Raw genomic sequence first — 22390 nt, forward strand, 5'->3', positions numbered from 1 at the left:
ATGGAGTTGTATGTATCATGGCTTTAGACGGACTAGTCCTGCACGCGATTGTTCATGAATTACAAACGTGTGTTGGTGGCCGCATTAATAAAATTCACCAGCCCAGCGAGAATGACGTTATCCTGCAAATCCGGGCGCAAGGGCAAAATCTCAAGCTTCTTCTTTCAGCGAATCCCACCTTCCCACGGGTCCAGCTCACCGAGCAAACATCTTTAAATCCGATGGATGCTCCTATGTTCTGCATGCTCCTTCGCAAGCACTGTGAGAACGGGGTTATTGAGGCCGTGGAACAAATTGGTATGGAACGCGTCATCCGGTTTCAAATCCGCCACCGAGATGAACTAGGTGATATGAGCACCAAGCAAATTCTCGTGGAGATTATGGGACGGCATAGTAATATCATTCTATTAGATCCGGCGACTGACACCATTCTGGACGGTATTCATCACGTAACCCCTGCCATCTCCTCCTATCGTGTCGTCATGCCAGGAAGCAAGTATGTCACACCGCCTGCGCAGGATAAGCAAAATCCACTTAACGTGGATAAGGCAACCTTCTTTGATACGATGGCTCAAATATCTGGGGAAGAGTCCTCGAATTCGGATAAACCTGAACAAAGGCTAGTCGCTGCATTCAGCGGGTTGAGCCCATTAATTGCCAAAGAAATCGTATATCGCAGCCGCAAAGGCGACAAAACCAAACAAACGTTCGATATCGACGCTTTATGGCACTCTTTTGACGGTATCATGACAGCAGTGCGCGAGCACCACTACGAACCTGTCATTACCGAGCAGACAAGTACCGGCAAATTGTTTTTCGCCATGACACCGCTAACGCATGTTGATGGCACGTCCAAGACGTACCCAACGCCTAGTGCATGCTTAGAGATGTTCTATGGAGACAAAGCCGAAAGAGATACGGTCAAACAGCGTGTATCGGATTTGCTCCGCTTTTTACAGAATGAATCAAATAAAAATGTTAAAAAACTAGAAAAACTGCAAGAGACCGTCGATGATTCTAAAGATGCCGACAAATTTCGAATACTTGGCGAGCTGCTGACAGCTTCCCTGCATACCGTTAACAAAGGCGATCGCGAGCTCGAAACGACCAACTACTATGATGAAGATCAGGCTCTGATCAAAATTCCTTTGGACCCTTTGTTGAACCCGTCTGAAAATGCGCAGCGCTATTTTAAAAAATACACAAAAATGAAAAACAGTACCGCTATTGTCGAGGAACAAATCGAACAAACACATCAGGAAATTACGTATTTGAACTCCTTACTGCAGCAGCTAGGTGTAGCTTCTTTGACTGATATCGAAGAAATCCGCGATGAACTCATGGAACAAGGCTATATCCGCGACCGTAACAAAAAGCAGCGCAAAAAGAAGAAAAAAGATAAGCCTGCTTTGGCGTGCTATATGTCTAGTGAGCAAATTCCGATATATGTCGGCAAAAACAATACGCAAAACGAGTTTTTAACAAACCGGCTCGCTTCTTCATCCGATACTTGGCTGCATACGAAGGATATTCCTGGCTCTCATGTCGTCATCCGGAGCGACAACTATTCCGAGGCAACACTGCGAGAGGCTGCGCAGTTAGCCGCTTATTTCAGCCAAGCCAAGCATTCCAGTCAAGTTCCTGTTGACTACACAACGATCAAACATGTCCATAAACCGAATGGTTCCAAACCTGGATTCGTTATCTATGTGAATCAGAAAACGCTGTTCGTGACACCAGATGAACAGGACATCAAGCAAATGAAAGTAACTATAAAATAAAGAAAGAACCTAGCGCAGCCTTCCTGCACTAGGTTCTTTTTGTTTTTACTCCGCTTCTAACTTTCTAGCCAAATTGAGGAGATACGCTTTCACCTGATTCTGCAAATCTGGCCGTTGGAGGGCAAGCTCGATGGTCGCTTCAATATATCCAAATTTGTCGCCCACGTCGTAGCGATTCGCTTGCATCAAATAGGCGGCCATTTGCTGCACGCGATTAAGGACACGGAGGGCATCCGTTAGTTGAATTTCTCCTCCACGGCCTGGCTCTTGGCGTTCCAAGATGCCGAAGATTTCAGGCATGATGAGATAACGGCCAATCACCGCTAAATTCGAAGGCGCTTGGTCACGATCAGGCTTTTCAACCAAATCCTCAATCAAACGATAGCTGCCGTAGTTCGTCGCGGGGGATACGATCCCATATTTACTCACATCTTCCCATGGCACTTCTTGTACAGCGATAACGGACGTTTCCGTCTGTTCATATATGTCTAACATCTGCTTGAGTCCAGGTGTAGAAGATTGCAGGATGTCATCGCCTAAAAGCACGGCAAACGGCTCATCGCCAATAAATTTACGTGCGCAAAGGATGGCATGACCGAGACCTAAGGGCTGCTTTTGCCTAATATAATGAACATCTGCCAGGTTAGAGACAGACTGGACAATGTTCAACAATTGTGTGCTGCCCTTTTCTTCGAGCATCATTTCGAGTTCAACAGATTTATCAAAATGATCTTCAATCGCACGTTTGTTGCGGCCGGTTACAATGATGATATCCTCAATCCCAGACTCAATTGCTTCTTCTACGATGTATTGGATGGCAGGCTTGTCCACAATCGGCAGCATTTCTTTCGGCTGCGCTTTCGTGGCTGGCAGGAATCGCGTCCCTAAACCAGCCGCAGGAATGATGGCTTTGCGAATCTTTTTCATTAACGCTGCTCCTTCTCGATTTGTAGGCTTTGCAAGACTTCGATCCCAATTCGCTTGGAGCCGATAGGCGCATGAAATACTACGCCGCCCCGTTCGCCGTGGAAATCTGAGCCTGCAGTGATGAGAAGTCCTGTGCGCTGAGCAAGTTCAAGATACCTCGCTTCATCTTCCGGTGTGTGGTCGGAATGATAAACCTCAATGCCGTCTAATCCTTGCTGCGTAATAGCCTCAACGAGTGCATCGTCATGGTATATGCCTGGATGAGCAAGAACGGCCTTGCCACCTGCTTCGTGAATCCACTCGATAGCCGTTTCCGGTTTGATCCGCGGCGGGTTGGCATAAGCGGCAGCTCCTGTAGCCAAATACTTATCAAAAGCTTCACTTATCGAGGAAACATAACCTTTGTTCAGAAGCACAGCAGCAATATGAGGTCTTCCGACGGTATCCCCTTTGCGCTTAATATTCGCTACTTCTTTGAGCACATCATCCATCGTGATGTCCAAGCCGAGCTGCTGCAAGCGCTCAATAATCATGTCATTGCGCGTATTTCGGGTGTCGCGCAATGAGGCCAATCTTTGCAGAAACTGAGCATCATCAATCTGAATATAGTACCCCAGCACATGGATGTCTTGACCACCTTCGACAGTTGAAATCTCGACCCCTGGCACGACTTCAATGCCGAGTTTCGCCCCCTCTGCAAGCGCTTCAGCCACCCCAGAAACCGTATCATGATCCGTAATGGCAATTGCCGCCAGTCCGGCATCGTGGGCCATTTGCACATTAGCAGCAGGGCGCTGCGTCCCATCCGAAGCCGTTGTATGTGTATGCAAGTCCGCTTCCTTTTTCGCTGTCATTCTGTTCCCCCTTTTTCCCTTTATCCCTTTTTCCTTCACCGGATATCGCACATGTTATAGAAAACGGCTCAATTCTTCCTGCCGTAAAAAGGTCATAAAACTTACTGCGGATATAGGAAGCAGCGTGGAATTTAGATAGATCGCATAGAAGCTGCGTTCAAAACGGATATTTGCAATCGTCTTCACTTTAAACAGCCCTAAGGTCACTTCATGCTTAACCGAAGACTGCGAGAGGATGGATATACCAAGCCCAGCTTCAACGGCTGATTTGATTGCGCCAGTACTGCCTAGCTCCATGACAATCTTCATCGTGGAACAATCCATGTTGCAGCGGGCGAATTCCTCTTCCATTACTCTTCTAGTCCCGGAGCCCTGTTCACGAAGCACGAATGGATATTTCAACACTTCCTCGAGTGTAACGACCTCCATGTCAGCTAAGGGATGGTCTGCTGGCACAATAAGCTTAAGCTCATCGCTTAGAATCGCTTCCGTATGAACATCCGGATGATGAATCGGCGCCTCGACAAGCCCGAAATTAAGCTGATGCCCAAGAACCTCATCCAGAATCTGAGTCGTATTCATAACCTTCATGGAAACGGAGATGTTCGGATAATCTTTGCTGAATGGACCAAGGAGACGAGGTAAAATGTATTCACCCATCGTCAAACTCGCGCCAAGCTGCAGACGTCCTTCAATCATTTTGGTGAACTTGGACATCGCAACATCCGTTTCACGGATCAACTCAATGCTATTCTTGGCAAAAGGCATCAGTGCTCTTCCCGCTTCAGAAAGTTCAATCTTCTTGGTGCTGCGGTGAAATAACTTCACGCCGAAATAATCCTCAAGGGATTGAACCTGCATCGTAACGGCAGGTTGGGTCATATGAAGCGCTCCGGCGGCGTGTGAGAAACTTCCTTTTTCCGCAACAGTATAAAAAATGTGGAGTTGATGAAAATTAAGTGCCATGAAAACCCGCCTCTCTTTGCTACCATTATATGAAATTGCGCGCGCGCAGTCCATTAAGACATAAAAAAGAGCATGCCACGATGGACACGCTCTTGATCCAGTTATTATCGAGTTATCGGCGCTTGCGGCTATTCTTGATTAACGTCATGCGCCGTGAATGCCTAAGCCAAGAATAATATGATTTCAAATCGCGGAGCTCCATGGTTTCGGACATTCTCCCGAGGAAGGTGACGATGATCATCTTATGCAGCGGATTGCCCACCAGATCCGTCTCATTCTCCAGGTGAGAAAACTCTGCAACGACGACAAGGTCATCATCAATCAAATAAACGTCTTCTTCATTTCGATAATAAGGGACGATGTTATCATTTTTAAGCTTTTCCCATAGAAAAGCACAGATTTCCTCCAATGAGTTGTTTTCGCTAGAAACACGATCGCTCCATCTCAGCTTCGCATGATTCGTGATCACGACATCCGCCACTTTCTTGTCACCCAGCTGCACGAAGAATGGTTCATAAGTACTCCATCTGCCCATTACTTTGTCTTTCATGATCACACCCCCTTTCCTAGAAAAATGAGTCCGCGTACCTATTCCATGACTGTATGTAAGTTATAGTTTACTTGATTATAACTTTTTTTCCCATGTAAGAATATATAAAATTATTAATAAATATTTGTGAATTCCTGAAAAAATGCTTATTATCTAAAAATTCAAAAAATAAAAAAAGCTTCTTCCGAAGCTTTCGTTTTGCACTACAGCCTCAAAGGGTGTAAAATCTAGTTTTGTCCGGTACATCACTACTGTATTCGGTTTTGATTTCGTTGCGATAAGATTTTTCTACTTTTTTGACGTATGGCAGCTTAAGTAAGCTGCGAGTCGTCTCTTCAACTTTACTTGCATGTATATAAAGAACTGCATAATTCATTTTCTTGGATATGTAATGAAGTGAACCGAATCTTTCCAAGTTTCTGGCGGCCTTGATATCGTTAACCCAAATGATTAACCCGCTACGCTCAATCATCATGATTGCAACCTCTTTTCAATAATCCTAGTATGGAGTGATACCCTTACATGAAGCCTTCTAACACCATTGTCCGCGTGTACCGCGGGAACATAACGGAAAGTATTCACCGCGTTCATCTCGCGGTTGTTAACAACCAGGGCTCGCTGCTGCACGGGGCAGGCGACCCGCAGCTTCTAACCTTCGCCCGTTCAACGGCGAAGCTCATACAAGCGCTGCCGGTCATCGAATCCGGCGCGGCAGATCATTTCGGCCTCGGAGATGCCGAAATTGCTTTGTGCTGCGCTTCCCATAATGGGGAAGCTGAGCACGTGAGCGCTGCCCAAGGTATCTTGGGCAAGCTCGGGTTCCATCACGAGCACCTGCAGTGCGGTGCTCATGAGCCCTACCACGCGCCGACCGCACAGGCCATGCGCGAACGGGGAGAAGCGCCGACCACGCTGCATAACAACTGCTCGGGCAAGCATTCAGGCATGCTGGCGCTTTGTGCGCATCTCGGCGCATCGCCGGATACATACATGAGCCTGCAGCATCCAGTGCAGCAGCTCATGCTGGAGGCGGTCTGCGCCATGTCCGACATCCCGAAATCGCAGATGGAGCTCGGAATCGACGGCTGCGGAGTGCCGGTATTCGGCATGCCCATCAACCATCTCGCACTTGCTTTCGCTAGGCTTGGAAGCCCGGAAGCGCTGCCCGAGGTCCGTGCAAACGCTTGCCAGAGAATCGTCGCCGCGGTGCGAAAATATCCTCAATACCTAGCAGGCAGCGATCGCTTCGATACGCAATTAATCGAAGTCACGCAGGGCCGAATCATCGGCAAAATGGGTGCTGAGGGCATTTTCGCACTAACGGTTCCCGAAAAGGGGTTGGGTCTGGTGCTGAAGATTGAAGACGGTAACCAACGAGCGCTATATCCAGCTGTCGTTGAAGCTCTGAAGCAGTTAGATCTGCTTTCGGCGACCGAAAGCAGTCAGCTTGCTGCTTTTCATACGCCTACCGTTCATAACTGGCAAGGAACCGAGGTCGGAATCATCCGCCCCGATTTCCAGTTGTAGCATAGATTAACCGCAATTGCCGCTGCAGCTTCCACCCGAGGAACATCCTTTGCCGGTTGGGAGCGGGTTATTGCTGGGAACTTTGATAGAATCAGATACAGCGTGAGCGATCGTCGTGGATACGGTAAACAGTAAATCGTCCAAGCGATCCTCCGCTTCTTTGAATCTGCGAACAGCCTCGACTTGATGCAACTTGTCCTGAACCTCGTTCACAGCAGCCAAAGCTTCATGATAGCTCGGGTGATAATGCCCGAAACGCTCACATTCTTCGAAAGCATCTTTCTTTCTTGCAAAGACGGCTTTAAGCTGTTTCACTTCCGCACTGTTCTCAACAGCGTTCTTCCAATATAAATAATCTGCCACTTCAGCAGAGGAATTAATCATGTCACCCATGTCATAGGCCTGCATAAGAACGGCCGACATATCGATCGTTTCTGCTTCCATTGTCTGTAACATACCTATGTTCAACTTCCTTCCTCTTAAAGAGTATCTGACATCTCTACTATACCACAGTTCCTCAAGAGTTTCTTCCTTTTCTCTATACACCCTCGTCATTAATGCCCGGCAAAATCAATTTCATTTCCTCCCAGTCCTCACCAGCCAATGCAATCTCTTGTAGTTCTTCTAGTCCCTCCAAGATCCAGCCTGATCGTTCTTCCCGCAGATTTCGAGGGATTATGAAGCGGCTCTGCCCCTCTTTGCGCAGCTGCAAGCAGCTCTTCCATTCAATGGCCTTGCGAATCATTTCTTTACGCGTTGAACCATGGTATGAACGGAAATCCTGCAGCCAACTTAACGGAATATCCCCCATATCCGGGTACAAGCCATCTCTTTCGGGCAGCTCGGCATCCATTTCATAAAGCTGAATCGAATCTCTGGAATAACATAAACCGGGCGTCTGATTTCCGGGGGCATTTTCAGCGTTGATTCCAAAATTATTTGCCTCTTTACGGCTGCTTTTAGGGTTATATCCCATATGGTCTAAACATTTAGTAAGCTGAGCCAATTGTGCTTTGGGCACGATGAAGTCAGCATCGCTGATACGATCCCTAAGAAACGGCTGGCATTTCTCGTTTCTTAGCAGGGCATCTGCAATTTCGCTCGAACGGCAGCGAAGCAGCGTTACCTCTTCAAAATGCACCTTGCCGATCTGCTCCCCCCATTGTCGCAGGGTCATAGTTACTGGTTCAGGAATTTCATAATAAGCATTCTCTTGCAGCATGGAGATGATCTCTTCACTACTTTGCCCTATTTCCCAGGCGCGATGAAAGCCTTCTTTTGTCATACGGTAAGTACGAACATGATCTGTTTGCTTAAGATCGGAGAAAGCCGCGATCTCCCATTCTGTTCGAAGCGATGCATCTGGAAGCAGCAGAATTTCAAAGTCAGGCTGCACATAAAACGAAGGAGTCTTCGATTGTTTTTCCAAAATATTTGTCTGATCACCGCTGAATTCAGCCTCATCTTCCCATTCGCTCTTAGGTGAAATCAGCCATCGAAACCAAATGCCGCCTTCTTTATCAGCAGCAAGCTCTACAAAACGGAAGCTCGACAACGGCGCAATCCAGCTAGAGAGTAGCGCACGAGTAAGAGAATCAACTTCTTTCATCTGACCACTCTCAGCGCAGCAGGCCATAATCGCTCTCACTACGGCGCCAACTTCAACCCATCGCCCTCTCTCTGCCCTCTCCATCAACGCTAAGCCATGCTGTAGCCAGACAGGAGCAGGAAGCAGCAATTGACTCCAAACGCCGTAAAGCGCCCTCTGCTGCCTCTCATAGGGACCATCTAGCCATGCTAGAAAGGCGTTCTTGCATACGACTAGCTGATTGCCATTCCCCGCAATGAAACCCATCCGAATAGCCATTTCTAGCATTAATACTGCACCATCATCGTAAATATCTCTGAATGCATAAGTAATACCCGCTGCACGCAGCAGATCGTTCGGAAGAGCAAGTTGCTCGGTGAGCTTCAATATCTGTTTTTTATGTAAGGTCCCTTTATTGGTTAGAGGAAGTGAAGGCTGCTGCGAGCAGCCCACAATAAAATGAAAGAGCTGTTGAGCAAGACCTCTCGGGTGCACGGTTGCTTCTTCCTGCTGTGAACCATTCGCTTGGATAGCCCCCGCTGGCATCGACTCTAGCGTGCTTTCATCCGCAACAGTTTTAAGCACTGCGGAAGGAAAAAGCAATCCCTGCCAGGCGTCAAAAGCATCTTCAGGCAGCACAAAAAGCTGCTCCCCCCAGGTTTTGCTGAAAGCGGCAATAACGCCTGCCCGTCTAAGACCTACCAGGCCAATAGCGACTTGTGCGCCTGCCATTCGGAGGCCAGCTTGCTTTTCAAGCGCAGCGCTCGTGAACGATTCACAGCCAAATGCGGAAAGAACAAGGCGGAGTGTGTTTTTCTCATCCACGGACAGATGGGACAGCAGTTTTAGGAGATATTTCCGATCAGTCAGCAGATCAGGCAATCCGACTCCTTCTTTGATGTAAGAAGAACACCAAGTTTGGCTAGAAATAAGCTGCTTCAGTGCCTCCGGCATTCGACTTACTACATGCTCATATCTCATGCTGCTCTCCTTTTCGATCTTTCGTCTCAGGACTCCAACGTGTAATGCGGTATTCATACCCTTGCTCGACCAGAAACAGTTGACGTTTCATGGCAAAGTCCTGCTCTTTCGTATCTTCGCTGATAATTGAATAAAATACGGCTGCATTCGCACCACTGCTCTTCGGGCGAAGAATGCGCCCCAGCCGCTGAGCCTCCTCTTGCCGCGAACCATAGCTTCCCGATACCTGGATTGCCACCGCGGCATCCGGCAAATCTACTGCAAAATTAGCCACCTTGGAGACAATTAAGAGCGGCAGCTGCCCCTTTTTAAATTGATCATAGAGTTCCTCTCTGTGTTCATACGCCATAGAACCACTGATCATAGGCGCACCAGTATGAGCTGAAATCTGTTCTAACTGATCAATATATTGGCCAATAATTAACGTTGGTTCATCGACATGGAGTCTTAGCAAGTGGTCTATCACCTGTTGTTTGGCCCTATTTTCGCCTGCAATCCGGAATTGCTGTCTAGCACCAGAGGCTCCGTACAGGTCACGATCGCTCTCGGATAGACGAACACGCACTTCTTGGCAGGTAACTTTAGCAATCCAGCCTTGCGACTCGAGCTCTTTCCAAGCCATATCAAACTTCTTGGGCCCTACTAGGGAGAAAACATCTTCCTCTCGGCCATCTTCCCTGATTAGGGTAGCGGTCAAACCGAGTCTGCGTGTCGCCTGAATATCTGCTGTAGCCCGAAAAACAGGAGCTGGCAGAAGATGTACCTCATCATAAATGATAAGCCCCCATTCTCTTTCGCTGAACAAACGCATATGAGCAAAGTCATCTTCCTTTTTCCCACGATGTGTTAGGATTTGATACGTTGCAATAGTGACCGGCCGTACATCCTTCGTCGTTCCGTTATATTCGCCGACCTGGTCTTCCGCAAGCCCTGTTTTGCTCAAAATCTCCCGCTTCCACTGCTTGACAGATGTGACATTCGATGTGAGAATCAACGTCGCGCAGTTGCATCTTGCCATTGCGGCGATACCAATCACGGTTTTGCCTGCCCCGCAAGGCAGCACAAGAACGCCGCTTCCCCCTTCTCCGATGCGATGAAAGGCATCAACGGCACTCTTTTGATAGTCGCGCAGCTGGAAAGGCTCTTCAATTGTTTCTTCATCGCGCAGCTGAATAGGAAGAAATTCACCGCTCCGGTATGCCGCCAAATCTTCAACTGGATAACCGAGCTTAATCAATTCCTGCTTCAAGACGCCGCGATAAGCCGGAGAGATGGCAATAGCCCGCTCACCGCGGGTATCTTCTAAATATTTTTTCAGCGAATCATACGCACGAATTTCTCTCAGAATGACCGTATCGTCACTCACGAGATAGAGTTCGTTGCCGACGTTTTCCATGCGCAGAATGCCATATCGGTTTGCATATTTACGAATTCCGCTAAGTACGGAGGAAGGAACACCGAATTTCGCATTTTGCTGAAGGCAAGCCGACATTTGTTCAATTGGCATACCTGCAGCCGTTGCATTCCACAGCGATAACGGTGTAATCCGATACATGTGCAGATGCTCCGGGCTTTTGATGAGATCCGCGAAACGGGAGAGAACTCCCCGAACCGACTCAAATTCAGGATGATGCGTCTCCAATAAGACAGACAAGTCGCTTTGTACGATCAGAGGACGGGTAGAATCTACTTTCATTGGTTGCCATCTCCTTTCTCACTAGTATGAAAAGAAAGGAAGGGATTTAAACCTACTTGGCTTGTTCGTTTTATTCATGAACAAACCAAACGGGCAGCCCGGCGACGATCGCCAGACTACCCGTTTGATAACCTCTATTCAACGCGAATTGCTTTCTCCTGTGCAAGCAAGCAGAGCTCTGCTGCTTTGAACGTATGAGCCTGCGTCATCGCATTCTCTGTCCGATTGATACAATCAAGGATCAATTGGCCAAAGAAAGGAAAGCCTACTTGTCCATGAAGACTGTAGTGTTTCTCCCCTTGCTGATTGACCAGATACAACTGATCTCCTTGCGGGTCACGCGCGATGTCAATATATTTACGAAGCTCAATATATCCTTCTGTCCCCAGAATCAGCGTACGTCCGTCTCCCCATGTCCCAAGACCGCTCGGTGTCAGCCAGTCCACACGGAAATAGTTCGTTGCCCCGTTATCCCCAACGAGCGTAGCGTCACCGAAATCCTCCAGCTCCGGATAATCCTTCGCATGGTAGTTAGCTACTTTACTGCTTACAACGGTAGCATCTTTACATCCCGCGTAATGCAGAAATTGTTCGATTTGATGAGAGCCGATATCACACAGAATACCGCCATACTTATCTTTTTCGAAAAACCAACCCGGTCGGCCTGCAGCACCCAGTCGGTGTGGTCCAAGTCCGATCACTTGTACAACGCGCCCGATAGCGCCTTCTTCAATCAACTGTCCAGCAAATACAGCGCTTTCTACGTGCAGACGCTCACTGAAGTAAACCGCATATTTACGGCCAGTCTCTTCTACCTTCGCTTTGGCAGCAGCAAGCTGATCCAGCGAGGTAAATGGTGTTTTGTCCGTAAAGTAGTCTTTACCGTTCTCCATCGCCCGGATGCCTAGTGGTCCGCGCTCTGACGGAACTGCAGCCGCAGCGATCAGCTTAACTTCAGCATCATCGAAAATTTCTTGCTCTGAAGAGGCTGCTTTCGCTTGTGGGTATTTCTCAATAAAAGCTGCTACTTTCGCAGGATCTTGGTCATAGACCCACTTCAGTTCTGCTCCAGCTTCCAGCAAACCATTACACATCCCATAGATATGACCATGATCTAAGGCAATAGCTGCGAAGACGAACTCCCCTTTTTGCACGACGATGTTCGGCTTACCTTTTGGTGCATAATTCATTCCATCGCTTTTTTGCATATCCGAATTCCTCCACGATCTTACCCATGTTTCGACAGGGTCAATGGTTTGTATGATTTATCTTGAAGCGGAAACGTCGAACGTCTTATATCCGGCTTCTTTGTTAACTGTGGAATTCTTGATTTTGTCCTGCAAATGTTGTTCGAAAAGCTCTTCGTCAATCGGCAGATCAACCCAGTTGTCTGTCCAAGTAGATAACAGCATCGCATTGGAAAGCATTAAGCCTTTGATGCCTTCTTCGCCTGGAGCAACAAGTGGCGTACCGTGTAGGATTGCATCCACGAAGTTTTGTGTAATCCCCATGTGACTTGTTTCTTTGCCTTCGATTGGGATGTCGATTTTCCAGCATTCTGGTTGACCGAATCCGCCTTTGAACGTTTCGTTAAATTCTCTTTCGGAAACGCGCAAACGCCAGAATGTCAGCTTGCCATCTTCAATAACAATTTTGCCGCGATCACCGGAAATCTCAAAACGATTTGTTCCAGGAGCTTCCCCTGTCGTTGTAACGAACAACCCTGTTGCGCCGTTCTCGTACTCAACGAATGCTGTTACATCGTCTTCAACCTCGATATTGCGGTGCTTCCCGAAGTAACAAAATGCGCGAACACGCTTCGGCATCATGTCAATCGTCCACTGCCACAAATCAAGCTGATGCGGGTCCTGGTTAATAAGAACGCCACCACCTTCACCAGCCCATGTTGCGCGCCAGCCGCCTGAATCGTAGTAGCTTTGGGATCTATACCAGTTGGTAATGATCCAGTTTGTTCTGCGGATTTCGCCGAGTTCACCAGATTCCACCAAATCTTTTAGCTTTTTATATAAAGGATTAGTACGTTGGTTATACATCATGCTGAATACTTTGCCTGACTCTTTAGCTGCCTCATTCATTTGACGAACTTGTTTCGTATAAACGCCAGCTGGTTTCTCACACAAAACATGAAGTCCAGCTTTAAAAGCTTTTATCGCTACTTCGGGATGGTCATAGTGTGGAGTCGCAATCAGTACGCTATCAATGACGCCTGAGTTCAGGAATGCATCAAGATTGTCGAATAATTGGATGTCCTGACTTAGGTTTTCTTTCGCCCACTCCAAACGATCCGCTCTGAATTCACATATAGCTGTTAACTCAGCGCCTTTTACTTCGTTCTTCACCAAATATTTGGCATGTCCAGTTCCCATATTGCCCAGACCGATAATACCAATCCTAACCTTCTCCATATGTAATCACCTTTTTCTTGTCAGATTCAAAATTGAACACGTTACCAATGTAGCATATTTATGCGTTCGCATCTTGTCGCAGATTGACTACCTTATTGCGAACTTTGACAGAAACGCTATTTTAGCCAAGCAAAAAGGACCGGGTTCCCGGTCCAAATTACTCAGAATATGCCTTTTATCTAGCTCCGACCGGCGTTTTATCGGAAGAGATTTTGCCAAGTGCTTGACCAGCTTCATCTTCGAAACTGCCGCGCACAGCCAAATCCCCGATGGCTACGATGCCCACGAGCTCACCGTTCTCAACAACCGGCAGTCGGCGGATTTGATTTTTCGCCATTATTTTAGCTGCTTCTTCAATTGAAGTATTCGGATCTATAGTTGCGACATCCTTCGTTATCACCTGCTCAACGGCCGTAGAACCTGAATGCTTTTCCGCATATCCGCGAACGACCAAATCTCGGTCGGTAACAACACCAATTAGCTTTTTACCGTCTACAACGGCAACGAATCCGATATCGTGCTGTTTCATTTTCAAAGCAATTTCGTATACATTATCCTGCAAAGTCACTGTCACGCAATCTTTACTCATAATCTCTCGAACTGTTTTACCAGCCATATCAACGATCCCTCCCCTAGAGTTGTCTTACAGACATAGCATTCTCCAAAGGGGTGACGGCATTCATGCCATATAATCCAAAGCCATTCCTAATAGCAAATTAGCTGCATGCAGCATGGACTTCTCATCGATATCAAATTTAGGATGATGATGCGGATGAATAATGCCCGCTTCTACATTACCCGCGCCTACAAACATGTAACACCCCGGTCTATGGTGCAAATAATAAGAGAAGTCTTCTCCGGCCATAATAAGTGGAGATTCATGCGTAGCTTCTGCCCCAAATAAGGCAGTACCTACCTTAAAGAATCGTTGAGCTTCGTTCACATCATTAACTACCGTTGGATAGCCCAGCTTGTAATCAATTTCGTAGGCAGCTCCGAACATCTCGCAAGTGGCATGCACCATCCGCTCGATACGCTGCTTGACATCTTGTCTAAGCTCTGCGTTAAAAGTCCTAACAGTCCCGCTTAACGCACTCGTTTCTGCAATGACATTGAAGCTCGTCCCTCCGTGAAAGGAACCGATACTTACTACGCATGGTTCGATCGGATCTACCTGACGGCTTACAATCGATTGCAGATTCACGACTAATTGCGAGGCAACGTAGATGCTGTCAATGGTTTGATGAGGCAATCCGCCGTGACCGCCTTTACCTTGAATCTGAATCATAAATTCGTCAGGAGCTGCCATTAAGGGACCTGCTTTGGAGTAAACGTTGCCTACTGGGAATGGTGTCCACAAATGCACGCCAAACACAGCATCTACACCTTCAAGCGCTCCATCTTGGATCATGGAGTCTGCCCCGCCAGGAGTGATTTCCTCGGCATGCTGGAACAGAAAAACCAGATTTCCTTTCAGCTCAGCCCGGTGCTTACTCGCTATCTTCGCGATTCCGAGCAGTGTTGATGTGTGGGCATCATGTCCGCACGCATGCATAACTCCTTTGGTGAGTGACGTATACGAGCAGTCTTTCTCATCTTGAATAGGAAGAGCATCCATATCGGCTCGCAGAGCAACGGTTGGCCCTTCTCCACTGCCGCGAAGCAGACCGACAACTCCGTTGCCGCCAACACCTTGACGAACTTCGATATCCCAACTGCGAAGGTGAGTCGCTACGAAATCAGCCGTCTGGTATTCATGGAAGGAGAGCTCAGGGTTTTGATGCAGATAGCGCCTCCAGCCAACCATTTCTTCATAAATGGCTTGTAAGTCCGCTTGAAAATCAATCATAGATAAATCCTCCGCTCGTCCTTATATCTTGGTATTTCCTATTTGCCTTAGTGATTGAACCTATTCTACCAAATTAATGCTCCAGTTTCATCTCCAAAGTGCCATCAAATATTAGAAATTAGACGAAGCTATCGACTTGCAGAACCTTTGGAAACATACTATCATGAATAAAGAATGCATACGTACAATATGGAGGCGTTATAAGTGATTATTGAAGCAACTGGCCTAAAAGGCTTAAAAAGCGATTTGGCTCACCTGGATGAAGTAACGACGAAGCTTGGTTTCGTGCGCTGGCAGTGGGAATACACTCGTGCTACTTATGATTTCAAAATGGAAGATAAAGCAAGTAATTCCGTGTACTTCTTACGTGTCAATGCACGTGTAGAATCGGGCAAACTGGAATCTCCTTACGCGATTTTGTTTCTAGAGGATGCATACATAGGTAGAGAAACATTCCCACATGGTTTGGACTACGATTCACCAGTTCCTGAATCCGTGCTCAAACTTTCCAAACAAAAATTGGATCAGCTGAAGCAAGCGTTGGCGGACTAGGCGAGGATACAGCATGAATCCACCTCGAAGAGGAACGCCGGATTTTCTGCTGCTTCTATTAACCTTTGTACTTGTATGCTTCGGTCTGGCCATGGTTTTCAGTGCAAGCTCGATGACAAGCGCCTATTATGGAGATCCCTGGGCATTCACGAAAAAGCAGCTAATTGCAGTCGGAATTGGAACTATCGGCATGCTCTTTTGCATGAATCTCCATTACACGAAGCTCAAAAAGCTTGTCATCCCTGCGTTCTTCTTTATCGTGATTGCCTTAATCTTCGTTATCTTCACAACCAAAGCTAACGGAGCCAGCAGTTGGTACACGCTTGGTAAGTTCGGCATTCAGCCAACAGAGTTCGCCAAGTTGATTGTCATCCTGTATCTGGCTTCATTAATCAGCAACAAGGACGAAAAATTCCGCAATTTCAAAAAGGGACTGCTCCCTGCCTTAATTGTTGTCGGCTTCGTCTGTTTCTTGATCATGCTCCAACCGGATTTTGGTTCATGCATGATTCTTTTTATTTGCTCGGCCATTGTGATTATGGTTGGCGGTTCAAATTTGAAGCACATCTTTTTACTGGGGACAAGCTTACTGACCCTTGGTGCAATCGGTATAGCCCTTTACATGTTAAAAGGCGGTGCCAAGGGCACTAACTATCGAATAGACCGTTTGACTTCGTTTCTAGATCCTTTTTCAGACCCCCAGGGCTCTGGTCATCAAGTTGTCCAATCCTTATACGCATTTGGACATGGCGGCTTGCGCGGGGCTGGCTTTGGACAAGGCATCCAGAAACTTCACTACTTACCTGAAGCCCATAACGATTTTATTTTTGCTATTATCGGTGAGGAATTAGGATTCATAGGAAGTGCTCTATTTATTCTTGTTTTCGTTTTCTTCATTTGGCGGGGTATCCTTATTGCTGTTCGCTGTCCGGATATGTTCGGCATGCTTGCGGGAGTCGGTATCATGGTGATGTTCGGCTTTCAAGCCTTTGTTAATATTGGAGGCGTCACAGGAACCATCCCTCTAACCGGGGTAACCCTTCCGTTTATATCAGCCGGGGGATCTTCTATGATGGTCTCACTGATCAGTATGGGTATTATACTTAGCATATCTCGGGAACAAACACGCAAAGAAGAACCTGCTACCAAAAAAAGACCCTAATCGACAGGAAACTTCGATTGGGTCTTTTTTCTATTTTACACGATTAGGATCGTCTAGTGCTTCATCTTCTTTGAAAGCAACGCCTTCTACTTTAACGTTCACTTCAACCACATTTAAGCCTGTCATATTTTCGACAGCTTCCCGAACGTTCTCTTGGAGATCCCTGCATACATCCTGAATACGGGAACCGTAATTGACGATAACGCGTAAATCGATGGCCGCTTCCACTTGGCCTACCTCTACTGATACGCCTCGTTGCACGTTTTTACCGCTCAAGCGCTTAGCTAAGCCTTCTGAAATGCCACCTGACATTCCTGCTATGCCAGCTGTTTCAAGAGCTGCAAGACCTGCTATAGTGGATACTACATCATCAGAAATACGAATTAAACCGGTTTGATTGTCTTCGGACATATGGATCAACTCCTATTATAGGGTTCTTTGAATGGAATGCCAAACTTCTCCACTCTGGTATAAATCTATTGTAATAAGTTCAATAGATGAAAGCAAGAACTGCTGCAAATGTCCAAATCGAATTTACTTTATCGGGCAAAGTGGGTATAGTAAAAAGAAGTAAAAAAGTACCAATATTTCAAGACTCGGAGGTTGTACATTGAAAGGTAAATTGTTTTATGCGGGTTTAATCATTTCTTTTGTATTGACAGGGATTGCGCACTACGCCCATATGGATACAACCCTGCAATTCGTCATTGCCTGTATCGCGATTATTTTTGTCGCCGGGTTCCTAGGCAAAGCGACTGAAAGTGTGGCCCATTATGCTGGCGAACGGGTTGGTGGATTCCTTAACGCCACGTTTGGCAATGCAGCCGAGCTTATCATTGCCATCTTCCTTGTGAAGGACGGCTTGTACGATATCGTTAAGGCCAGCCTTACAGGGGCTATCATCGGGAATCTCCTGCTAGTACTCGGGCTTAGTATTTTTGCAGGTGGACTCAAATTCAAAGAGCAAACGTTTAACGTAAAGCTGGCTTCTCACAATTCGTCCTTGATGATTCTAGGCGTCGTCGCGCTTTTCATTCCTGCGATTTTCTCAGGAGGCTTAACGACTAGTGAGACAACCAATATGAGCATGATTGTATCGATTATACTTATAGCCGCCTACCTGCTCTGGCTTCTATTCTCCATGGTTACTCACAAAAGCGTGCTTTCTGATGAAGCCATTGAACACGGAGAGGCCGCTTGGTCCAAATCAACTTCTATTCTCTTCCTAGTTCTATCCACCGTGATGGTTGCTTTCACGAGTGAGTGGCTGGTCGGCACCTTAGATGAAGTTACTCACAAATTCGGATTCTCAGAGCTCTTCGTCGGGGCCTTCCTTGTAGCGATTATCGGAAATGCTGCCGAACACAGCGCAGCCGTCATGATGGCGATGAAAAATAAAATGGGTGCAGCCGTCGAAATTGCCATCGGCAGCTCTTTGCAAATTGCGCTATTCGTAGCTCCAGTGCTAGTATTGATCAGCTTCTTCATGAGCGGCACGCCAATGAATATCGTATTCACGACCTATGAGATTGCCGCCATCGGGGTAGCCGTCTTCATAACCAAATCGATTACGCAGGATGGTTCAACCAATTGGTATGAAGGTCTCCTGCTGCTCTTTGTCTACATCATCCTAGGCGTCGTATTCTTCCTCGTCTAACGTTCACTTAATGCCCACTACATAGCCTAACAAAAAAAGTAACCCGCATGATGGGTTACTTTTTGTTATTCAGCGCTTCATATAGCTGAGCAAGGTTACGTTCAAGCTTATTGAGAATTTGCTTGCCTGGCATTTCGGAAATAAGTCCCGCCCGAATGGCAAAATCAATTTCTCTAGACAGACCGTACATTTGCGTATCTAGAACCTCTTCATACAACGGGCATTGACGTGTTGTCAAATTTTCCATTTGTACTTCGATCAGCTTTTCGATTTTATCTGCATCTTCTTGAAGAAGATTAAGCGCTTTTTGATTCATGTCCAACAACAGATCAGATGAAGACATTCCACTTCCCCCTATACGCATAGTCATCCGTCCTTATATGTATCTATATTAAGCGAAATTGCTCCAATATACAAGAGAAGGTACCCTCAGAGATTCTGAGAGTACCTTCTAAAGCCATTAAACTAGTCTTCTACAACGTTAACTCCTAGGTCATGTTTAGCGAAAACTTCCGCCATAGCGACTTTCGCTTCTTGCTCGTCTGGACCATGAACATGCAAATCATATTTGCTGGAGCTAAGCAGCGTTGTGAACAACCCCAAAATACTTTTCACATCGATATACTTATTATCATATTGGAGAACGATGGATGATCTAAATTTATTAGCTGTTTGTGAAATTTCAACAATTGCGGCGTTATTAGCACTTGGCATATTTCATTCCTCCATTTATTAACATATGAGTTGGTCGCCTTGCTTTCTATATGATAACTTGGATAGGTGACAAAGCGCAACTAGAAAATTTCCTGCATTCTCCAACACGTTCCTATTTCGACTTGGGCGTCAGCACCCGCTTCACGCCATTACCAATCAGAATTAAAACGACTAAAATACCAAGCAGAAGGAGAAGTCTTCCTTTATATTTGTGAAAATGAAATAAATCGTGAGCAATCATGGACTCTAAAAAAACGATTGGAAGTTTCCCAATTAATGTGCCCCATAGAAATTGCGTAAACCGTATTCTAGTGAGTCCTGCAGCAAAGTTAATTGCCGATGACGGTAAAATCGGAATCAATCTGCCTAATAGCACATAGATAAATCCACGCTGCTCCATGCGGCGGCTGAACTGAGTAACAAGCGGAAATCGTTCTAATTTCTTCTCAACCCAAGCATGTCCATAGTAACGAGCAAAATAAAAAGAGGCAATTGCTCCTAAGCAGGACATGATATAGTTCACGAAAAATCCTACTTTAATCCCAAAAATCGCAACATTCGTCCCGGCTACCAGCACAAACGGAATAAAGGGAAAAAAGGTTTGAGCAAATATCAAAACCATTCCGATGATTTTACCGGGCCAGCCAAGATCCCTCAAATGATCAGACAGCTGTCTCATATTGCTGTGCGCGAGTTTAATGCCTATGGGGTTAAAAAAGAAAAAATAAACCAAAAAAACGACTAAAACTAAAATAATTAGAATTGAAAGTATCCGCTTTCTGTTAGCCACTGACAAATTTCGACCATCCTTCCCTTAACCAAACCATTGTAACATGTTACCGTTAGTTCAGGAAGAGAAAAGTAGGGCAAAAGTATGCGCGTCTGAAGCTAGTCTGCCCTATTATTGCAACGTTATGAAAAGCAAAAACCACCCATCCATCGACAAGTGGTTTTCGCCGAGAGCTAACCAACTTTAATTTGGTTACGCCCACTATTTTTAGCTTGATACAGCGCCATATCTGCCCGATAGAACAAAGATTCGACACTAATCTTGTCCTCTTCCCAGTTCCAATCCGATACCCCGCAGGAAACTGTAACCTGAGGACTCGTTTCCTTAAGGACTCTTGAACGTATCCGCTCTGCAATCCGAATCGTCTGATCTTTGGCAACCTGAGGCAAGTAAACGGCGAGCTCTTCTCCACCCCATCTAGCCGCGATGTCGCTCTCGCGAATACAGGTCTTAATAATTTGGCTCACCTGAATCAATATTTTATCACCAATTTGATGGCCATGTGTATCATTAATACGTTTGAAATTGTCGATATCTACAACGATTAGCGAGCCGCAGAAATCCTTCTTTTGCAACAAATTCGCTTGCTCATCCAAATAGTGACGAGCATAGAGTCCGGTTAAATTGTCCGTGATAACCATCCGTTTCACTTCTGCATGCAAAGAAGCATTCGTCATGGCCAAACCTATATGTCCGGAAAGCACTTGCAGCAATTTATAGTTATCATAGGAAAAGAAATTCGGCTTGCTATGCGCCACGAGAATGACACCCTCTACGCGGCCGTTCACTAAAATTGGCGATCCGATGAGCGACCTGGAGCTGCTTAACTGCATGATCTTCGAGCTCACCTTATTGGTTGCCAGATAGTCCGAAATGATAACCGGTTCTTTCGTCCTGTAGATTTGACCGGAGAAGCCTTGGTCCATTGTAAAAATCTCATGGAACAACGCAGGTAAATTCGTTGCTTGTACAATTAATTTGTCCGAATCTTGATCCGTTTGCAAAATGCAGCTGAAATCAGCGCCGAAGATACTTAAAATCTCACTGGAAGCCGAGTTGAAAATTTCGTTCAACCGCAAGCTCTGATTAAGTTGTTTGGTGATTTCATTAATTAAACGAAGTTCATTAATCATGACGTTAGACTGCTCATACAGCTTCGCATTCTCAAATGCAGAGCCTGCTGTATCCGCAAGCAATGAGATGAATTGTAAATCGGTGGCAGTAATCAAATCATGCTCAAATTGCATATATAAGACGCCGTACACGCCCTGCTTACCGGATAACGGCGCCGCTACTTTGCCCGTACTTGGCCCTTCGCTGCCCTTAGTCGGTTCAAAGACCACGGTGCTTTCCATAAAAGCACGTGTACATATGTCATTCTCTATACTCTGAAAATTCAAGGGTTTGACGGAGAGATTCGTTGAATCATTATCTTGTGAAAGCAACAGATCGACTTGAATATGAGGGTATACGCGGTACATGCATTCAATTGCCTCAGTCAGCACGGAGTCAACATCGATTTTGGCATGCAGCTTCTTAGACGCCTCAAACAATATGTCATGCTTTTTAAAATCAAGCTCTCTTTGTTGATTTTGGAGCAGCAGTTGGTCGTATCTGCGACGATCCTCAATGCTTTGTACACAACTAAGGAATGAGAATGATAAGGTGTAAAGCAATTGAATAAGTTCTTTAGGCTCTGTAAGAAAATGGGAGAATAGTCCCAGATAGGCAATGGGTTGTTTTTGTCGGTCCAAGATTGGAATGGCGGCAGCTACTATAGAGTTCTGCCTAGAAATGTTCATTTCTTCGTCAGTCATTACATGTAATTGGGGAATTGCGAAACACCTTGCTAGAGGATTGTCATCCCGCTCAGCATAGTTCCAAGACATGCCTGTTTGCGAGTATTCATCCATAAACGGGGCTTTATTTAAACAGGCATTCATGACACGAAGATCCCTATTTACGCACAACAGTGCGGTTTGGTGCGGTAGCATCGCTTGTCCAAATTGATAAACCCAATACTCAAACGCATCCTGCAGCGCTTGATCAGAATTGAATTCTCCATAGGAAAAGTTGCTAGAAAGAACAAGTCCTTGGCGAAGAAACTCTTCGAAGTGCTCTGCCGGGCTATGTTGTTTCATACTACGAAGTGGTTCACTCATAGGCTCTCCTCACTAACAAACTATAGTCCTTTTGATCCAGGCTAAATGTTACCTCATTTATCATACTATTTTTCGACTGTTATTGCACGACATTTTCAATTTGTTCTGACGGATTGAGACTTGACACTTGCCCCGCTTTTTAATAAAATTAGAAGTCGAGTAACAACATGATTTCGGTGAATGCCATTTGTGATCACCCTCACTGCTT

The 22390-nt window shown here is 46.1% G+C and carries 22 protein-coding genes; 5 read left to right on the forward strand and 17 right to left on the reverse strand.

Annotated features, from left to right (window positions below; translation table 11 throughout):
- Nucleotides 1-17: 17 nt before the first annotated feature.
- A complete protein-coding gene (locus AC58VC_RS09780; RefSeq protein ID WP_497368597.1) occupies nucleotides 18-1781 on the forward strand; it encodes an Rqc2 family fibronectin-binding protein in 1764 nt (587 codons plus the stop codon).
- Nucleotides 1782-1826: 45 nt separating this feature from the next.
- Here AC58VC_RS09780 and galU read toward each other — a convergent pair whose 3' ends face one another.
- The 5 genes from galU to AC58VC_RS09805 all read right to left on the reverse strand — a co-directional run bounded on the left by galU (nucleotide 1827) and on the right by AC58VC_RS09805 (nucleotide 5553).
- Nucleotides 1827-2708 carry a UTP--glucose-1-phosphate uridylyltransferase GalU gene (galU, locus tag AC58VC_RS09785; RefSeq protein ID WP_497368598.1) on the reverse strand — a complete coding sequence of 294 codons (882 nt, stop codon included), beginning with the start codon at nucleotides 2706-2708 and terminating at the stop codon, nucleotides 1827-1829.
- Nucleotides 2708-3562 (reverse strand): PHP domain-containing protein, encoded by an 855-nt coding sequence (locus tag AC58VC_RS09790; protein WP_497368599.1) that lies wholly within the window; start codon nucleotides 3560-3562, stop codon nucleotides 2708-2710. The genes galU and AC58VC_RS09790 overlap by 1 nt, the downstream gene beginning before the upstream one ends.
- A 54-nt stretch (nucleotides 3563-3616) precedes the next feature.
- The gene (locus AC58VC_RS09795) at nucleotides 3617-4528 is read right to left on the reverse strand and encodes a selenium metabolism-associated LysR family transcriptional regulator (RefSeq protein ID WP_497368600.1); all 912 of its coding nucleotides are present in this window, start codon (nucleotides 4526-4528) and stop codon (nucleotides 3617-3619) included.
- Between the two features lie 112 nt (nucleotides 4529-4640).
- The gene (locus AC58VC_RS09800) at nucleotides 4641-5078 is read right to left on the reverse strand and encodes a hypothetical protein (protein ID WP_161405927.1); all 438 of its coding nucleotides are present in this window, start codon (nucleotides 5076-5078) and stop codon (nucleotides 4641-4643) included.
- 211 nt (nucleotides 5079-5289) lie between these two features.
- Nucleotides 5290-5553, reverse strand: a complete 264-nt coding sequence (locus AC58VC_RS09805) for a YlbG family protein (protein WP_028558190.1) — start codon at nucleotides 5551-5553, stop codon at nucleotides 5290-5292.
- A 47-nt stretch (nucleotides 5554-5600) separates the two neighbouring features.
- On the opposite strand from AC58VC_RS09805, the gene AC58VC_RS09810 reads away from it, so the two are divergent.
- Nucleotides 5601-6605: an asparaginase gene (locus AC58VC_RS09810; RefSeq protein ID WP_497368601.1), complete on the forward strand. Its 1005-nt coding sequence runs from the start codon at nucleotides 5601-5603 to the stop codon at nucleotides 6603-6605.
- A 6-nt stretch (nucleotides 6606-6611) separates the two neighbouring features.
- On the opposite strand, the gene AC58VC_RS09815 is transcribed toward AC58VC_RS09810, so the two are convergent.
- The 7 genes from AC58VC_RS09815 to AC58VC_RS09845 all read right to left on the reverse strand — a co-directional run bounded on the left by AC58VC_RS09815 (nucleotide 6612) and on the right by AC58VC_RS09845 (nucleotide 15145).
- Complete coding sequence (locus tag AC58VC_RS09815) at nucleotides 6612-7061, reverse strand: YlbF family regulator (RefSeq protein WP_161405929.1); 450 nt, start codon at nucleotides 7059-7061, stop codon at nucleotides 6612-6614.
- An 82-nt stretch (nucleotides 7062-7143) separates the two neighbouring features.
- Nucleotides 7144-9174, reverse strand: a complete 2031-nt coding sequence (locus tag AC58VC_RS09820) for a helicase-associated domain-containing protein (RefSeq protein WP_497368602.1) — start codon at nucleotides 9172-9174, stop codon at nucleotides 7144-7146.
- The gene (locus AC58VC_RS09825; protein WP_497368603.1) at nucleotides 9164-10870 is read right to left on the reverse strand and encodes a DNA repair helicase XPB; all 1707 of its coding nucleotides are present in this window, start codon (nucleotides 10868-10870) and stop codon (nucleotides 9164-9166) included. The genes AC58VC_RS09820 and AC58VC_RS09825 overlap by 11 nt, the downstream gene beginning before the upstream one ends.
- A 134-nt stretch (nucleotides 10871-11004) precedes the next feature.
- Nucleotides 11005-12078 (reverse strand): Gfo/Idh/MocA family protein, encoded by a 1074-nt coding sequence (locus AC58VC_RS09830; protein ID WP_497368604.1) that lies wholly within the window; start codon nucleotides 12076-12078, stop codon nucleotides 11005-11007.
- A gap of 57 nt (nucleotides 12079-12135) precedes the next feature.
- Nucleotides 12136-13296 carry a Gfo/Idh/MocA family protein gene (locus AC58VC_RS09835; protein ID WP_497368605.1) on the reverse strand — a complete coding sequence of 387 codons (1161 nt, stop codon included), beginning with the start codon at nucleotides 13294-13296 and terminating at the stop codon, nucleotides 12136-12138.
- A 175-nt stretch (nucleotides 13297-13471) separates the two neighbouring features.
- The gene (locus tag AC58VC_RS09840; RefSeq protein ID WP_497368606.1) at nucleotides 13472-13912 is read right to left on the reverse strand and encodes a CBS domain-containing protein; all 441 of its coding nucleotides are present in this window, start codon (nucleotides 13910-13912) and stop codon (nucleotides 13472-13474) included.
- A gap of 63 nt (nucleotides 13913-13975) precedes the next feature.
- Nucleotides 13976-15145 carry a M20 family metallopeptidase gene (locus AC58VC_RS09845; RefSeq protein WP_497368607.1) on the reverse strand — a complete coding sequence of 390 codons (1170 nt, stop codon included), beginning with the start codon at nucleotides 15143-15145 and terminating at the stop codon, nucleotides 13976-13978.
- A 204-nt stretch (nucleotides 15146-15349) separates the two neighbouring features.
- Between AC58VC_RS09845 and AC58VC_RS09850 the strand changes: the two genes are divergently transcribed.
- Both AC58VC_RS09850 and ftsW read left to right on the forward strand, forming a co-directional pair.
- Nucleotides 15350-15697, forward strand: coding sequence for a YugN family protein (locus AC58VC_RS09850; protein ID WP_497368608.1), 348 nt, complete (start codon nucleotides 15350-15352; stop codon nucleotides 15695-15697).
- A 13-nt stretch (nucleotides 15698-15710) separates the two neighbouring features.
- The gene (ftsW, locus tag AC58VC_RS09855; RefSeq protein ID WP_497368609.1) at nucleotides 15711-16859 is read left to right on the forward strand and encodes a putative lipid II flippase FtsW; all 1149 of its coding nucleotides are present in this window, start codon (nucleotides 15711-15713) and stop codon (nucleotides 16857-16859) included.
- 30 nt (nucleotides 16860-16889) lie between these two features.
- Here the strand turns inward: ftsW and AC58VC_RS09860 are convergent, their stop codons facing one another.
- Entirely contained in the window at nucleotides 16890-17270 is a 381-nt protein-coding gene (locus tag AC58VC_RS09860) for an Asp23/Gls24 family envelope stress response protein (protein WP_497368610.1), read from the reverse strand.
- Nucleotides 17271-17469: 199 nt separating this feature from the next.
- Between AC58VC_RS09860 and cax the strand changes: the two genes are divergently transcribed.
- The gene (gene cax, locus AC58VC_RS09865; RefSeq protein WP_497368611.1) at nucleotides 17470-18516 is read left to right on the forward strand and encodes a calcium/proton exchanger; all 1047 of its coding nucleotides are present in this window, start codon (nucleotides 17470-17472) and stop codon (nucleotides 18514-18516) included.
- Between the two features lie 55 nt (nucleotides 18517-18571).
- Here the strand turns inward: cax and AC58VC_RS09870 are convergent, their stop codons facing one another.
- The 4 genes from AC58VC_RS09870 to AC58VC_RS09885 form a co-directional block, all read right to left on the reverse strand.
- Complete coding sequence (locus AC58VC_RS09870) at nucleotides 18572-18859, reverse strand: Fpa/YlaN family protein (RefSeq protein WP_028558177.1); 288 nt, start codon at nucleotides 18857-18859, stop codon at nucleotides 18572-18574.
- A 122-nt stretch (nucleotides 18860-18981) separates the two neighbouring features.
- Nucleotides 18982-19230, reverse strand: a complete 249-nt coding sequence (locus AC58VC_RS09875) for an HPr family phosphocarrier protein (protein WP_127452161.1) — start codon at nucleotides 19228-19230, stop codon at nucleotides 18982-18984.
- Nucleotides 19231-19342: 112 nt separating this feature from the next.
- Nucleotides 19343-19909, reverse strand: coding sequence for a TVP38/TMEM64 family protein (locus tag AC58VC_RS09880; RefSeq protein ID WP_497368612.1), 567 nt, complete (start codon nucleotides 19907-19909; stop codon nucleotides 19343-19345).
- A 284-nt stretch (nucleotides 19910-20193) separates the two neighbouring features.
- The gene (locus AC58VC_RS09885) at nucleotides 20194-22182 is read right to left on the reverse strand and encodes a sensor domain-containing diguanylate cyclase (RefSeq protein WP_497368613.1); all 1989 of its coding nucleotides are present in this window, start codon (nucleotides 22180-22182) and stop codon (nucleotides 20194-20196) included.
- Nucleotides 22183-22390 lie beyond the last annotated feature (208 nt).

The organism is Paenibacillus sp. J22R67 (assembly GCF_059692175.1).